This is a genomic window from Pseudomonas putida (genome assembly GCA_041071465.1).
Taxonomy (GTDB): Bacteria; Pseudomonadota; Gammaproteobacteria; order Pseudomonadales; family Pseudomonadaceae; genus Aquipseudomonas; species Aquipseudomonas putida_P.
In genome coordinates, this window is sequence record CP163498.1 from 2,519,227 (window position 1) to 2,532,887 (window position 13,661).

The window sequence follows — 13,661 nt, forward strand, 5'->3', positions numbered from 1 at the left end:
TGGCGCGTTCTGGGCCTATAATGGAGCCCTTTTCGCCCAATGATTTTGCGGAGCTGGTGATGGTCGAACGTAAGGCTTCCGTCGAGCGCAATACCCTGGAAACCCAGGTCAAGTGCTCGATCAACCTCGATGGCAGTGGCAAGGCCCGATTCGATATCGGTGTGCCTTTCCTTGAACACATGCTGGACCAGATCGCCCGCCATGGGCTGATCGATCTGGATATCGAGTGCAAGGGTGACACGCATATCGACGATCACCATACCGTCGAAGACGTTGGCATTACCCTGGGCATGGCATTCGCCCAGGCCATCGGTGACAAGAAAGGCATCTTCCGCTACGGCCATGCCTACGTGCCGCTGGACGAAGCGCTGTCGCGCGTGGTCATCGACTTTTCTGGCCGCCCAGGCCTGCAGATGCACGTGCCGTACACCCGCGCCAGCGTTGGTGGCTTCGATGTCGACCTGTTCCAGGAGTTTTTCCAGGGTTTCGTCAACCATGCCCTGGTCACCCTGCACATCGACAACCTGCGTGGCCACAACACCCACCACCAGATCGAAACCGTGTTCAAGGCTTTCGGCCGCGCTCTGCGCATGGCCATTACCCTCGACGAGCGCATGGCCGGGCAGATGCCTTCCACCAAAGGGTGCCTGTAAATGCAGACGGTAGCCGTAATCGACTATGGCATGGGCAACCTGCACTCGGTGGCCAAGGCGCTTGAGCACGTAGGTGCCGGTAAGGTGTTGGTCACCAGCGATGCCGCAGTGATCCGCGAGGCCGACCGCGTGGTGTTCCCAGGTGTGGGTGCGATTCGCGACTGCATGGCCGAAATCCGCCGCCTGGGCTTCGACAGCCTGGTACGTGAAGTCAGCCAGGACCGCCCGTTCCTCGGTATCTGCGTCGGTATGCAGGCGCTGCTCGAACACAGCGAAGAAAACACCGGTGTCGATTGCATCGGTCTGTTTCCCGGCCAGGTGCGTTTCTTCGGCAAAGACCTGCAAGAAGACGGCGAGCACCTGAAGGTGCCGCACATGGGCTGGAACGAAGTTGCCCAGACCATCGACCACCCGCTGTGGCACGACATCCCCGACCGCGCACGTTTCTACTTCGTGCACAGCTACTACATCAATGCCGGCAAGCCGGGCCAGGTGGTCGGTCGCGGCCACTATGGCGTCGATTTCGCCGCCGCGCTGGCTGATGGCTCGCGCTTTGCCGTGCAGTTCCACCCGGAGAAGAGCCATACCCATGGCCTGCAGTTGCTGCAGAACTTCGTCGCCTGGGACGGGCGCTGGTAATGAGCAGGTCGAAGACCAAGGCCCCGATCATGACCCTGGCCCCCGAGCAGGAGCGCGATGCGCTCGACACGCTCAAGCGCTTCCTTGAAGACCGCTTCGAGCTGCAGCTGGGGTCGTTCGAGGTGGCCGAAGTCCTCGAGCTGTTCACCAAGGAAATTGCACCCCATTACTACAACAGGGCGATTGCCGATGTTCAGCTGCACCTCAAGGAGCGGTTCGAGAGCATCGAAAGCGACCTGTGGGCACTCGAGAAGCCCTGAAACCCAACAAATAGACAGGTTCCCAAGATGCTGATTATCCCCGCTATCGATCTGAAGGACGGTGCCTGCGTGCGCCTGCGCCAGGGCCGCATGGAAGACTCCACGGTATTTTCCGACGACCCGGTGAGCATGGCCGCCAAGTGGGTCGAGGGTGGCTGCCGCCGCCTGCACCTGGTCGACCTCAACGGCGCTTTCGAAGGCCAACCGGTCAACGGTGAAGTGGTTACCGCCATCGCCAAACGTTACCCGACTCTGCCGATCCAGATCGGCGGCGGTATCCGTTCGCTGGAAACCATCGAGCACTACGTCAAGGCTGGCGTCAGCTACGTGATCATCGGCACCAAAGCGGTCAAGCAGCCCGAGTTCGTCGCCGAAGCGTGCAAGGCCTTCCCAGGCAAGGTCATCGTTGGCCTGGATGCCAAGGACGGCTTCGTCGCCACCGACGGCTGGGCCGAAGTCAGCTCGGTGCAGGTCATCGACCTGGCCAAGCGTTTCGAGGCCGATGGCGTCTCGGCGATCGTCTACACCGACATCGCCAAGGACGGCATGATGCAGGGCTGCAACGTGCCGTTCACCAAGGCGCTGGCCGAAGCCACCCGCATTCCGGTGATCGCGTCTGGCGGCATTCACAACCTGGGCGACATCAAGGCCCTGCTCGACGCCAAGGCGCCAGGCATTGTCGGCGCCATCACAGGCCGTGCCATCTACGAAGGCACGCTCGATGTCGCCGAGGCCCAGGCCTTCTGCGACAACTACCAAGGCTGAGGACTGAACCATGGCACTGGCCAAGCGCATCATCCCTTGCCTGGACGTGGACAACGGCCGGGTGGTCAAGGGCGTCAAGTTCGAGAACATCCGTGATGCCGGCGACCCGGTGGAAATCGCCCGTCGGTACAACGAGCAGGGTGCCGACGAAATCACTTTCCTCGACATCACCGCCAGCGTCGATGGCCGCGACACTACCCTGCATACCGTCGAGCGCATGGCCAGCCAGGTGTTCATCCCGCTGACCGTGGGCGGTGGCGTGCGTACCGTGCAGGACATCCGTAACCTGCTCAACGCCGGTGCCGACAAGGTTTCGATCAACACGGCTGCGGTGTTCAACCCGGAGTTCGTGGGCGAGGCTGCGGACCGTTTCGGTTCGCAGTGCATCGTTGTCGCCATCGATGCCAAGAAAGTGTCCGGGCCGGGTGAAAAGCCGCGCTGGGAGATTTTCACCCACGGTGGGCGCAAGCCGACTGGCCTGGATGCAGTGGAGTGGGCGAAGAAGATGGAAGGCCTGGGTGCAGGCGAGATTCTGCTCACCAGCATGGACCAGGACGGCATGAAGAACGGCTTCGACCTGGGCGTTACCCGTGCCATCAGTGATGCGCTGGGTATTCCGGTGATTGCCTCGGGTGGTGTGGGCAACCTGCAGCACCTGGCTGACGGTATTCTGGAAGGGCATGCCAGCGCGGTGCTGGCGGCCAGTATCTTCCACTTTGGCGAGTACACGGTACCGGAAGCCAAGGCCTACATGGCTTCGCGCGGGATCGTCGTTCGCTGACAGATCGCTGGGAGGGCTTTGCCCTCCTATCGCGACACAAGGCCGCTCCTACAGGGTAATGCGTATCTCTGTAGGAGCGGCCTTGTGTCGCGATGGGCCGCAACGCGGCCCCAATTGCATCACCCGTGATTCTTGCCGAGCAACGCGTGATAAAGCTCGGTATCCCCAAGAATCCCCACCACCCTGTCGTTATCCTGCAGCACCAGCTTGTTGCCAGTCTGATAACGAATCTGCAGCGCCTCGCGCATGCCGATGTCGGCGTGCACCACGGTCGGTCTGCGCTCCAGCAGCTCCACATCCTGCCCCGGTGCCCAGTTCTGCATGTCCAGCCCGTTCTGGCCCTGGCGAGCACGCTTGAGCGCGCCGCCTTCGCCCAGGTCCAGCCACGAATCGATACCGGGGTCCAGGCACACCGAACCATTGACCCGCTTGCAGTTGTCCAGGCTGCGCATCAGGCTGCGGCCGCACAGCACGTTCAGCGGGTTGGTGTGGGCGACGAAGGTGCGCACGTATTCGTCGGCCGGGTTGAGCACGATTTCTTCCGGCTTGCTGTACTGGATGATCCGCCCGTCCTTCATGATCGCAATACGGGTACCCAGCTTCAGTGCCTCGTCCAGGTCATGGCTGACGAACACGATGGTCTTGCTCAGCTTGGCCTGCAGGCCCAGCAGTTCGTCCTGCAGGCCCTGGCGGATCAGCGGGTCGAGGGCCGAGAACGGTTCGTCCATCAACAGGATGTCGGCATCCATGGCCAGTGCACGGGCCAGGCCCACGCGCTGCTGCATGCCGCCTGACAGCTCGTCCGGCTTCTTGTTGCGCCATTGGGTCAGGCCCACCAGCTCAAGCTTCTCGTCGACCAGCTTGCGCCGTTCCTTTTCCGGGCGGCCCTGCATTTCCAAACCAAAGCTGATGTTCTCGCGCACCGTCAGCCAGGGCATCAGGGCGAACTTCTGGAACACCATGGCAATGCGCTTGGTGCGCATCATCTTCAGCTCGGCCGGGGAGCAGTGGGCAATGTCGATGTGCTTGCCTTCGTGCTCGACGAACAGCTTGCCACGGCTGACGGTGTTGAGGCCGTTGATGCAGCGCAGCAGGCTCGACTTGCCCGAGCCGGACAGGCCCATCAGCACGCAGATCTCGCCCTTGTTGATATCCAGGTTGGCCTTCTCGACGCCAACCACCAGGCCGGTCTGCTTGAGGATCTGCTCGCGGGTCTTGCCTTGGTCCAGCAGCGACAGCGCTTCGCGTGGCTTGTTGGAGAAAATGACGTCGACGTCTTCGAAACGAATGATGCTCATGCCTCACCCCTTACCGGCAGTTCCGGTTGCTTGCAGATACGGTCGAGCATGATCGCCAGCAGCACGATCGCCAGGCCCGCTTCGAAGCCCAGGGAGATATCGGCGGTGTTCAGTGCGTTGACCACAGGTTTGCCCAGGCCGTCAGCGCCGACCAGGGCGGCAATCACCACCATCGACAGCGACAGCATGATGCACTGGGTGACGCCGGCGGCGATGCTGGGCATCGCATGCGGCAGTTCGATACGGGTAAGCAGTTGGCGACGCGAGCAGCCAAAGGCCTTGCCGGCGTCCATCAGCTCTTGCGGCACGTCGCAGATGCCCAGGTAAGTCAGGCGAATAGGCGCGGCAATGGCGAATACCACGGTGGAGATCAGCCCCGGCACCACGCCCAGGCCGAACAGGGTCAGGGTTGGGATCAGGTAGACGAAGGTGGGCACCGTTTGCATCAGGTCGAGCACCGGCCGCATGGCGGTGTAGAACATCGGTTTGTGCGCGGCGAGGATGCCCAGCGGCACGCCGATTACCACGCACACCACCGTGGCGAAGGTGACCTGGGCCAGGGTTTCCATGGTTTCCTGCCAGTAGCCCAGGTTGAGGATCAACAGGAACGACAGGGCAACGAACACGGTCAGCGCCCATTTGCGCTGGATCAAGTGCGCCAGGGCGGCGAACAGGGCAATGAGAACGAACGGGTTGAACCAGGTCAGGGCGCTGGTGACGCCATGGATCATGAACTCCAGGCCTTGCGCGATGGCGTCGAAGTAATTCGCGCCGTTCTGGGTCAGCCACTCGACGAACGACGCGATGTACTGGCCCAGGGGTATTTTCTGATCGATAAGCATGATAGCGAGCTTCCACCTGCATAGATTGAAATCAACCCGGGGCAGGCACGGTCCTGCCCCGAGGTAGCGCTATTGCGTGGTTCGTTATTGCGTGAGCTTGGCCTTGGCCGCCTCCAGGCCAGGTTTGCCATCCACGGTGGTCACGCCGGCCAGCCAGGCATCCAGCTTGCCTGGGTTGTCCTTGATCCATTTCTTGGCGGCGGCTTCGGGTTTCATCTTGTCGTCCAGGACATAGCCCATCATGGTGCTTTCATCCTTGAGCTCGAACGACAGGTTCTTCAACAGCTGGCCAACGTTGCTGCACTCCTGCGCGTAGCCCTTGCGGGTGTTGGTCAGCACGGTGGCCTTGCCGAAGTCGGGGCCGAAGAATTCGTCCCCGCCGGTCAGGTACTGCATCTTGAAGCGGGTGTTCATCGGGTGCGGTTCCCAGCCCAGGAACACCAGCGCTTCGCCACGCTTCTGCGCGCGGTCGACCTGCGACAGCATGCCGGCCTCGCTCGATTGCACGATCTTGAAACCGGCGTCCTTCAGGCCGAAGGCGTTCTTGTCGATCATGCTCTGGATGGTGCGGTTGCCATCGTTGCCGGGTTCGATGCCGTAGATCTTGCTGTCGAGTTCTTTCTTGAACTTGGGAATGTCGCTGAAATCCTTCAGGCCCTTGTCATACAGCGCCTGGGGCACGGCCAAGGTGTACTTGGCGTTTTCCAGGTTGGCGCGCACGGTTTCCACCGTGCCGGCGTCGCGGTACTGCTTGATGTCGTTTTCCATGGTCGGCATCCAGTTGCCGAGAAACACGTCCAGGTCCTTGCCGGTGGCCAGCGACTTGTAGGTCACCGGTACCGAGATCATGGTGGTGTGGGTTTTGTAACCCAGGGCTTCGAGCACAACGCTGGTGGTCGCGGTCGTGACTGTGATGTCGGTCCAGCCGACATCGGAGAAACGTACCGTCTGACACTGCTCGGGTTCGGCGGCCTGGGCCAGCAATGGCGTGGACAGCAACGCAACCAGCAACAGCGAGGGTGAACCTTTCATGGATGGACTCCTGTGATTTTGTCTTCGGGTTCGCGTGGGTCGCCGGGCTTTCTGAAGGTCCGGTCGACCAGGCCTGCAGAGGGCAGGATGCGTGGCCGTGCTTTACGAGTCGCTTTCGATAATCCTCCAGCGCCGGGCAATCGCCTACTGGTAGGGTCGTATCCAGTACGGAACGGGTCGTATCCAGTACGGGCGATGTCGCTTATGGATTTTTCCACCCCTTCGGCCGCATTTTTGCGTCACCAGGCCGCTGGAAAACGGCGTGGAGAAGGCAACGAACAGCGCGGCGCTGCTGGACAAAAGTACGTCGGTTGCAGACGGCGAGGGGGGCGGTAAAAGCCCGATGATGCTGGCATTCAAGGCGGCCCGCTGTTTCAGCCTAGCAGCTGCCCCGCCCTGCGCATGGCGCGCAGAGACAAGCCCAGCAAGAGGTGATTCGACAATGGCCATCAGCGTGTTCGACCTGTTCAAGATCGGTGTCGGGCCCTCCAGCTCCCACACCGTCGGCCCCATGCGTGCTGGCGCCCTGTTCGTTCAGGGCCTGCGCGAACGCGGCGAGCTGGAGCGTGTGAAACGGATCGAGGTGCGTCTTTACGGCTCGCTGTCGGCCACCGGTATCGGTCACGGCACCGACAACGCCACCATCATGGGCCTGATGGGCGAATGGCCTGACGCCATTGACCCGACCCAGATCGTGCCGCGCATCGCCGACCTGCGCGAAACCGACACCCTGCAGCTGGACGGCCGGCTACCCATCGAATTCGTCTGGGCCCGCGACATGCTGCTGCTGGACGAGAACTTGCCATACCACCCCAATGCCATGACTCTGATTGCCGAAGGCGAGCAGGGTGAGCTGCACCGCGACACCTACTACTCGGTGGGCGGCGGTTTCGTGGTCGATGCTGCCCAGGCCGCCAGCGGCGTGCTGGATGCCGACCAGACCGTGCTGCCGTACGACTTCAACAGCGCCGCTGAACTGCTGCGCCTGTGCAAGCAAAACGACCTCAGCGTGTCGCAATTGATGATGGCCAACGAGAAGGTCTGGCGCAGCGAGCAAGAGATTCGCGCAGGCCTGCACAAGCTCTGGGAGGCCATGCAGGAATGCGTCAACAACGGCCTCAAGTACGAAGGCACGCTACCTGGCGGGCTGAATGTGCGCCGCCGCGCCGCCAAGCTGCACCGCAGCCTGCAGGAAATCGGCAAGCCCAACGTGATCGGCTCGACCATGAGCGCCATGGAGTGGGTCAACTTGTTCGCCCTGGCGGTCAACGAAGAAAACGCCGCCGGCGGGCGCATGGTCACCGCGCCTACCAATGGCGCGGCCGGGATCATTCCGGCGGTATTGCACTACTACATGCGTTTTAGCGATGAAGTGGACGAGTCGAGCGTGGTCGACTTCTTCCTCGGTGCTGCTGCGGTGGGCATCTTGTGCAAGAAGAACGCTTCGATCTCCGGTGCCGAAGTGGGGTGCCAGGGTGAAGTCGGCTCGGCCTGTGCCATGGCTGCAGCGGGCCTTGCCGAAGTGCTCGGGGCTACCCCGCCACAAGTGGAAAACGCTGCTGAAATTGCCCTGGAGCACAACCTCGGCCTGACCTGCGACCCGGTCGGTGGGCTGGTGCAGGTGCCGTGCATCGAGCGCAACGCGATTGCTGCGGTAAAGGCCATCAACGCGGTGCAGATGGCCTTGCGCGGGGACGGTGAGCACTTCATTTCTCTCGACCAGGTAATCCGCACTATGCGCGATACCGGGGCCGACATGCACGACAAGTACAAAGAAACCTCGCGCGGTGGCCTGGCTGTCAGTGCTATCGAATGCTAATGGTTTGATCCCCCCTCAAGGGCCTCTTCGCGGTTTTACCCGCGAAGAGGCCCTTGAGGTTGATGCAGGTGCAGCACAATCACCAATGCCTCTTTATGGTGCGCACGACGCCTACCGATCGTCGGGTGTCGTTATCAGTACTCGTGTTGTCGGTGACACTCAAGAGTGTCGTTTCTGGGCAACCTACACTGCGCGTGTCACCAAATTGCTCAGCCGTTACACGCATGGCGCCTAGCACGCCCGTTTGCGAACACCAGGCCAACTCGATCAAAGCACCTGATTTGCCGAATAAAGGCGTCGTTTTCAGGTTTTTTTGGATAGCCGTTCAATTTCAGGCACGGCGTTTGCGTTGATATTGGCCACCAAGCCCCGGCACATGAATCGGGGTAATAACAAGAAATCAGTGCCCGCCTGAGGCACACCCTGCATTTGTGTGAGGAGAAATCGCGATGACGTCGTACACCTCCGGGAACCCAACCCAGAACCGCACAGCACCCCAGTCCATCGGGTTTCTTCTATTGGACAACTTCACCCTGATTTCCCTGGCATCGGCCGTCGAGCCGCTGCGCATGGCCAACCAGCTGTCTGGGCGCGAGTTGTATCGCTGGCACACCCTGACGGTCGACGGTGGCCAGGTATGGGCCAGCGATGGCTTGCAGATCACCCCGGATGCCGCCATCAGCAATGCACCGCCCATCGACACCGTGATCGTCTGCGGCGGGGTTGGCATTCAGCGGTCGGTCACCCGTGAACACGTTACCTGGCTGCAAGCCCAGGCCCGTCAGTCGCGCAGGCTGGGCGCGGTGTGCACCGGCAGCTGGGCGCTGGCCTGCGCCGGCCTGCTCGATGGCTTCGACTGCAGCGTGCACTGGGAATGCCTGGCCGCGATGCAGGAGGCCTTCCCGCGGGTGAACATGAGCACCCGCCTGTTCACCCTTGACCGTAACCGCTTCACCAGCTCCGGTGGCACCGCGCCGCTGGACATGATGCTGCACCTGATCAGCCGCGATCATGGCCGCGAATTGTCGGCGGCCATTTCCGAGATGTTCGTCTACGAGCGCATCCGCAACGAGCAGGACCACCAGCGCGTGCCGCTCAAGCACATGCTCGGCACCAACCAGCCGAAGCTGCAGGAAATCGTCGCGCTGATGGAGGCCAACCTCGAAGAACCGATCGACCTGGACGAACTGGCGGTGTACGTGTCGGTGTCGCGACGCCAGCTCGAGCGGCTGTTCCAGAAGTACCTGCACTGCTCGCCGTCGCGCTACTACCTGAAGCTGCGGCTGATCCGTGCGCGCCAGTTGCTGAAGCAGACGCCGATGTCGATCATCGAAGTGGCATCGGTGTGTGGCTTTGTGTCGACCCCGCACTTCTCCAAGTGCTACCGCGAGTACTTCGGTATTCCGCCGCGTGACGAGCGCGTGGGCTCCAACACCGCCCAGCAGGTGGCGATGATGCCGATCCCGCAGGCCATGACCCTGTCGCCGCACAGCGGGCCGATGGCGGCCCTGAGCCAGGCGCGCAACGAATCGACGTTTGCCAGTGTAAGGCTATGAAACAGCACTGGCCTCTTCGCGGGTAAACCCGCGAAGAGGCCAGTGCAGGAAAACCCGATCAAGCGCGCTTGTTGAACTGCGCCAACGCCGGCAACAGCTGTTTGTCGATGGCTTGGCGCACCGCCGGCAGAATCGTCGCACTACCGGTATACATCTGCTCCACCATCCCCTTCAGCGCCCGTGCATTGGGCTCGGTCAGCCCACGCACCACCGCTTCGCAGGCTTGTTCGGCACTGGCCCCGGCGGGTATCTCGAACCCGCGTGCGCGCAGGTGGCCTGCCAGGTCGTCCTGATCAATCAAATCCGCATGCATCATGGCTGTTGTCCCTTTTATCGCTAAGAGAGTGCTGCTGTGATTTACGACCGATTCTGTGACGACCACGACATGCCCGCAACAACAGAATGCCGGCATGGCTGCTTTGGCTAAGAACAGGTCGTTTACGGCTAAATCCACCTGGCGGGAACTGCGCACACTCAAGCCATCTACAGCAACCGAGGGTTTGGTCACCCTCACTCATGCACAGTGGATGTTGCTCGCGCTTTGCCCCGGATGCTCACGGCTTTCCGGGGCTATTTTTTTCTTACCGTGCTGCAGGCAGGGATATCACCCGGCCCACGAACTCGGCCGGCGGCAGATCCTGCTGCTGTTCCAGCAACCCTTGCAGCAACCCGGCACTCTGCTCACTGAACGGCGCCGCCTTTGGCCCCGCCAGGTCCACATGCAGCAGCATCTGCTCACTGGCCGCCAGCACCTGGTCGAACCCGGCCCGGTGCAGGCTGTGGTAGACATGCAGGCGCTTGCGATCGCAACCGATGATCTGCGTCTGCACCCACACCTCGGTGCCTAGCTTTACTTCATGCAGGTAGTTGATGTGCGCTTCCAGGGTGAACAACGAATTGCCACTCTGCCCACGGCTGTCGGCATCCAGGCCGATGCGCTCCATCAGCGCATCGGTGGCGTAGCTGAAGATCAGCAGGTAGAAGGCATCGCGCAGATGCCCGTTGTAGTCGACCCAGTCCTCCTGGACTGGGGTGCGGTAAGTGATCAGTGCAGGCATTGCGTGGTCCTCAGTCGCCGAAAGCCATGCCGTGTTTGGCCTTGCTGGTTTTCACCGCTTCCAGCACCGCCAGCAGCGTGTCATCACGGTAGCGCTCAAGTGCGGCGATGCTGCGTTCACCCAGTTGTTCAGAAGTGCCGTCTACCACATCGTCGATCAACTGGTCGGTCAGCTCCGGTGCTGGCAAGTAGGTCCAAGGCAGTTTCAGCGCTGGGCCGAACTGCGACATGAAGTGGCGCATACCGGCATCGCCACCGGCCAGAGTGTAGGTGAGGAAGGTACCCATGAACGACCAGCGCAAGCCGGCGCCAAAGCGGATCGCATCGTCGATCTCGCCGGTAGTCGCCACACCGTCGTTGACCAGGTGCAGCGCCTCGCGCCACAGCGCTTCGAGCAGGCGGTCGGCGATGAAGCCTGGCACTTCCTTGCGCACATGCAGGGGGCGCATGCCGAGGGTGGTGTAGATGGTTTTTGCCGCTTCGATGGCTTCTGGCGAGGTGCGGTTGCCGCCGACGATTTCTACCAGAGGTAGCAAGTAGACTGGGTTGAACGGGTGACCGACCACGCAGCGCTCAGGGTGAGTGGACGACTCGTAGAACTCGCTGGGCAACAGGCCCGAAGTGCTTGAGCCGATAATTGCGTCAGGCTTGGCCGCCGCGCTTATCTTCGCGTGCAGGTCGAGCTTGAGGTCCAGTCGCTCTGGTGCGCTTTCCTGGATGAAGTCGGCGTTGCGCACGCATTCGTCGATGGTGGCCACGAACCTCAGGCGGTCTTGTGATGCGCCAGGTGCCAGGCCTTGCTTTTCAAGCGCCGGCCAGGCATTGGCGATACGTTTGCGCAGGGCTTGTTCGGCGCCGGGGGCCGGGTCCCAGGCGACCACGTCCAGGCCATGGGCGAGGGCGCGGGCGACCCAGCCGCTGCCGATCACGCCGCTACCCAGGGCGGCGAAAGTCTTGATCTCGGTGATGAAGGGCATATCGGTCTCCTGAAAAGATCAGCGGCGCTTGAGGTTCATTTTTTCCCGGCCTTCTGCCGGGCTGAGTACACGGCCACCCATGCGGGTGATGATCTCGGCTGCGCGTTCCACCAGTTGGCCGTTGCTGGCCAGTACACCACGGTCCAGGTACAGGTTGTCTTCCAGGCCGACCCGCACGTTGCCGCCCAACAGCACCGCTTGCGCTGCCATGGGCATCTGCATGCGGCCGATGCCGAAGCCAGCCCAGGTGACGTTGGCTGGCAGGTTGTCGACCATGGCTTTCATGGTGGTGGTGTCGGCCGGCGCGCCCCACGGGATGCCCAGGCACAGCTGGAACAGCGGGTCTTCGAGCAGGCCTTCCTTCATCATCTGCTTGGCGAACCACAGGTGGCCGGTGTCGAAGATTTCCAGCTCGGCCTTCACCCCCAGTTCGGTGATGCGCTTGGCCCCGGCGCGCAGTTGTGCGGGGGTTGAAACGTAGATCGAGTTGCCGTCACCGAAATTGAGCGTGCCGCAGTCGAGGGTGCAGATTTCCGGCAGCAGCGCCTCGACGTGGGCCAGGCGCTCCAGAGGGCCGATCAGGTCGGTGCCTGGGCCGAACTCCAGGGGCGTTTCACCGGGGCCGATTTCCAGGTCGCCGCCCATGCCGGCAGTGAGGTTGACGATGATGTCCACATCGGCTTCGCGGATGCGTTCCATGACTTCGCGGTACAGCGCCACGTCGCGGCTGAAGCGGCCGGTTTGCGGGTCGCGGACGTGGCAGTGGACCACGGTGGCACCGGCTTTGGCGGCTTCGACGGCGGATTCGGCGATCTGCTTGGGGGTGACCGGGACCAGGTGGCTTTTCGAGGCGGTGTCGCCAGCGCCAGTGAGGGCGCAGGTGATGATGACGTCGTGGTTCATGGTGCGGTTCCTTGTGGTGTCTGTGCTGGCCTTTTCGCGGGCAAGCCCGCTCCCACAGGGTCAGCAGTGACCCTGAACTTGGCGCTGTACCTGTAGGAGCAGCCTTGTGCTGCGAAAGCGCCGGATCAGTTAGCGGTAAGCTTCAGATTGTCCGCAGCCGGCTTGCCATCGAAGGTGGTCACACCCTCAAGCCAGCGGGCCTTGTCGTCGGGGTGGTCCTTGAGCCATTGGCGGGCCGATTCCAGCGCATCCTTGTGGTCGAGCAGCGGCTGCATCATGCGGCTCTCGTCCTCGGCGCTGAAGTTCAGGTTGGCCAGCAGGCGGTGGGCATTGGGGCAGCGTTCGGCGTAATCCGGCGCAGTCACCGTCCACACCGTCGCGCGGCCTTCGTCAGGGCCGAGCGCATCCTGGCTGTCACCCAGGTAGGCCATGTCGATGTTCACGTTCATCGGGTGCGGCGCCCAACCGAAGAACACCACGGCTTCCTTGCGCCGCACGGCGCGATCGACGGCGGCCAGCATGCCGGCCTCGCTGGACTCGACCAGCTGGAACTTGCCCAGGTCGAACTGGTTCTTGGTGATCATCGCCTTGATCTGGGTGTTGGCACCGGAGCCGGGTTCGATGCCATAGATCTTGCCACCCAGCTCTTTCTCGAACTTGTGGATGTCGGCGAAGGTCTTCAAACCCTTGTCGTAGAGGTATTTCGGTACGGCCAGGGTGGCGCGGGCGTCCTCCAGGCTTGGCTTGTCCAGTACTTTGACCTGGTTAGCATCGACGAACGGGGTAATGGTTTGGGTCATGATCGGGTTCCAGTAACCCAGGAACATGTCCAGGCGTTTGTCGCGTATGCCGGCGAAGATGATCTGCTGCGAGGCGCTGGTCTGTTTGGTCTGGTAGCCCAGGCCATCGAGCAGCACCTGGGCCATGGCGCTGGTGGCGATGACGTCGGTCCAGTTGACCACGCCCAAGCGGACGTTTTTGCAGGCCGCAGGCTCTGCGGCGAAAAGCGGGGAAGTGGCGATGCTGCTCAGGGCAAGGGTCAACAGGCTGCGGCGGATCAAGCTGTGCATGGTGGCTCT

15 protein-coding genes are annotated in these 13,661 nt (G+C 62.1%); 7 read left to right on the forward strand and 8 right to left on the reverse strand.

What is annotated here, in order from left to right; all coding sequences use genetic code 11:
* Window positions 1-59 precede the first annotated feature (59 nt).
* From hisB to hisF, 5 genes are read left to right on the forward strand one after another with little or no spacing between them, the layout of a single operon-like run.
* Window positions 60-653 (forward strand): imidazoleglycerol-phosphate dehydratase HisB, encoded by a 594-nt coding sequence (gene hisB / locus AB5975_11645; GenBank protein ID XDR22397.1) that lies wholly within the window; start codon window positions 60-62, stop codon window positions 651-653.
* Window positions 654-1,292 carry an imidazole glycerol phosphate synthase subunit HisH gene (hisH, locus tag AB5975_11650; protein ID XDR22398.1) on the forward strand — a complete coding sequence of 213 codons (639 nt, stop codon included), beginning with the start codon at window positions 654-656 and terminating at the stop codon, window positions 1,290-1,292.
* Window positions 1,292-1,552 (forward strand): DUF2164 domain-containing protein, encoded by a 261-nt coding sequence (locus tag AB5975_11655; protein ID XDR22399.1) that lies wholly within the window; start codon window positions 1,292-1,294, stop codon window positions 1,550-1,552. The genes hisH and AB5975_11655 overlap by 1 nt, the downstream gene beginning before the upstream one ends.
* 27 nt (window positions 1,553-1,579) lie before the next feature.
* Window positions 1,580-2,317 carry a 1-(5-phosphoribosyl)-5-[(5-phosphoribosylamino)methylideneamino]imidazole-4-carboxamide isomerase gene (hisA, locus tag AB5975_11660; GenBank protein ID XDR22400.1) on the forward strand — a complete coding sequence of 246 codons (738 nt, stop codon included), beginning with the start codon at window positions 1,580-1,582 and terminating at the stop codon, window positions 2,315-2,317.
* Window positions 2,318-2,327: 10 nt separating this feature from the next.
* Window positions 2,328-3,098, forward strand: a complete 771-nt coding sequence (gene hisF, locus AB5975_11665) for an imidazole glycerol phosphate synthase subunit HisF (GenBank protein XDR22401.1) — start codon at window positions 2,328-2,330, stop codon at window positions 3,096-3,098.
* 119 nt (window positions 3,099-3,217) lie between these two features.
* On the opposite strand, the gene choV is transcribed toward hisF, so the two are convergent.
* The 3 genes from choV to AB5975_11680 all read right to left on the reverse strand — a co-directional run bounded on the left by choV (window position 3,218) and on the right by AB5975_11680 (window position 6,270).
* Window positions 3,218-4,396 (reverse strand): choline ABC transporter ATP-binding protein, encoded by a 1,179-nt coding sequence (gene choV / locus AB5975_11670; protein ID XDR22402.1) that lies wholly within the window; start codon window positions 4,394-4,396, stop codon window positions 3,218-3,220.
* On the reverse strand, window positions 4,393-5,241 hold the full coding sequence (gene choW, locus AB5975_11675; protein XDR22962.1) for a choline ABC transporter permease subunit: 849 nt from the start codon (window positions 5,239-5,241) through the stop codon (window positions 4,393-4,395). Before choW ends, choV begins: the two co-directional genes overlap by 4 nt.
* A gap of 81 nt (window positions 5,242-5,322) precedes the next feature.
* Window positions 5,323-6,270: a choline ABC transporter substrate-binding protein gene (locus AB5975_11680; protein ID XDR22403.1), complete on the reverse strand. Its 948-nt coding sequence runs from the start codon at window positions 6,268-6,270 to the stop codon at window positions 5,323-5,325.
* A 442-nt stretch (window positions 6,271-6,712) separates the two neighbouring features.
* Here AB5975_11680 and AB5975_11685 point away from each other — a divergent pair, with 442 nt between their 5' ends.
* Both AB5975_11685 and AB5975_11690 read left to right on the forward strand, forming a co-directional pair.
* Window positions 6,713-8,089, forward strand: a complete 1,377-nt coding sequence (locus AB5975_11685) for an L-serine ammonia-lyase (GenBank protein XDR22404.1) — start codon at window positions 6,713-6,715, stop codon at window positions 8,087-8,089.
* Window positions 8,090-8,538: 449 nt separating this feature from the next.
* Complete coding sequence (locus AB5975_11690) at window positions 8,539-9,645, forward strand: GlxA family transcriptional regulator (GenBank protein ID XDR22405.1); 1,107 nt, start codon at window positions 8,539-8,541, stop codon at window positions 9,643-9,645.
* A gap of 58 nt (window positions 9,646-9,703) precedes the next feature.
* Here AB5975_11690 and AB5975_11695 read toward each other — a convergent pair whose 3' ends face one another.
* The 5 genes from AB5975_11695 to choX form a co-directional block, all read right to left on the reverse strand.
* The gene (locus tag AB5975_11695) at window positions 9,704-9,961 is read right to left on the reverse strand and encodes a hypothetical protein (GenBank protein ID XDR22406.1); all 258 of its coding nucleotides are present in this window, start codon (window positions 9,959-9,961) and stop codon (window positions 9,704-9,706) included.
* A 265-nt stretch (window positions 9,962-10,226) separates the two neighbouring features.
* Window positions 10,227-10,703, reverse strand: coding sequence for a thioesterase family protein (locus AB5975_11700; GenBank protein XDR22407.1), 477 nt, complete (start codon window positions 10,701-10,703; stop codon window positions 10,227-10,229).
* A 10-nt stretch (window positions 10,704-10,713) separates the two neighbouring features.
* Window positions 10,714-11,679, reverse strand: a complete 966-nt coding sequence (locus tag AB5975_11705; GenBank protein ID XDR22408.1) for an L-carnitine dehydrogenase — start codon at window positions 11,677-11,679, stop codon at window positions 10,714-10,716.
* Between the two features lie 18 nt (window positions 11,680-11,697).
* A complete protein-coding gene (locus AB5975_11710) occupies window positions 11,698-12,582 on the reverse strand; it encodes a 3-keto-5-aminohexanoate cleavage protein (GenBank protein XDR22409.1) in 885 nt (294 codons plus the stop codon).
* A 125-nt stretch (window positions 12,583-12,707) separates the two neighbouring features.
* Complete coding sequence (choX, locus tag AB5975_11715; GenBank protein XDR22410.1) at window positions 12,708-13,652, reverse strand: choline ABC transporter substrate-binding protein; 945 nt, start codon at window positions 13,650-13,652, stop codon at window positions 12,708-12,710.
* Window positions 13,653-13,661 lie beyond the last annotated feature (9 nt).